Here is an 872-nt window from a genome sequence, read left to right as displayed (position 1 = left end):
CGGCCGGGGTTGGTGACCAGGATCTCCAGCAGGTGCCATTCGGTGGGGGTGAGGCGGACGTCGTGCCCGGCGCGGGTGGCCTTCTTGGCGAGGAGGTCGATGGTGAAGGCGTCGGTCGTGACGCGTGTCGTCTCGGGGGCCGCCGGGACGTCGTCCCGGCGGCGGACCGCGGCGCGCAGGCGGGCGAGGAGTTCGTCCATGCTGAAGGGTTTGGTGATGTAGTCGTCGGCGCCCGCGTCCAGGGCGGCGACTTTCTCGTCGGAGGCGCGGCGGGCGGACAGGACGAGGATGGGGACGCGGGTCCAGCCGCGCAGGGCCCTGATGACGTCGGTGCCGTCCATGTCGGGCAGGCCGAGGTCGAGCAGGACCACGTCGGGCTGGCGGGCGGCGGCGATGCGCAGGGCGGTGGTGCCGTCGGGGGCGTAGTCGACTCCGTATCTGCGGGCCTGCAGGTTGATCACGAGGGCCCGGACGAGCTGAGGGTCGTCCTCCACCACCAGTACCCGGGTCATCGGGGTGCGCCTTTCCTGTCGTACGGCGGGCCGGATCCGTAGGGAACCGGTCGTGTGGCTGCGGGAGCCGGCGGCTCGGGATGTGCTCCCCGGCCGCCGACTCCCGCGTGTGGTGCCTTGAGCCCGTCAGCTCTTCGCGACGAGTGCCTTGAGCGCGATGTTGAGTTCGAGGACGTTGACGCGGGGCTCGCCCATGAAGCCGAGGGTGCGGCCGTCGGTGTGCTCGTCGACCAGCTTCTGCACCTGGGCTGCGGGCAGGCCGTTCTTCTCCGCGATCCGGTGGACCTGGAGGTCGGCGTACTGCGGGGAGATGTCCGGGTCCAGGCCCGAGCCGGAGGAGGTGACCGCGTCGGCGGGCAC

At 71.8% G+C, this 872-nt stretch carries 2 protein-coding genes; both read right to left on the bottom strand.

Annotated elements, in window-relative coordinates; all coding sequences use genetic code 11:
• The coding region (locus AQJ27_RS51325; protein ID WP_067385984.1) for a response regulator transcription factor at positions 1–512 on the bottom strand (512 nt) is incomplete at its 3' end.
• Between the two features lie 126 nt (positions 513–638).
• Positions 639–872: potassium-transporting ATPase subunit C (locus AQJ27_RS51320; RefSeq protein ID WP_159064686.1), on the bottom strand; the 234-nt coding region annotated here is incomplete at its 5' end.

The organism is Streptomyces olivochromogenes (assembly GCF_001514115.1).
Taxonomy (GTDB): domain Bacteria; phylum Actinomycetota; class Actinomycetes; order Streptomycetales; family Streptomycetaceae; genus Streptomyces; species Streptomyces olivochromogenes.
Note: the sequence above shows the minus strand (reverse complement) of the source record. Positions and strands in the feature narration are given on the sequence as shown.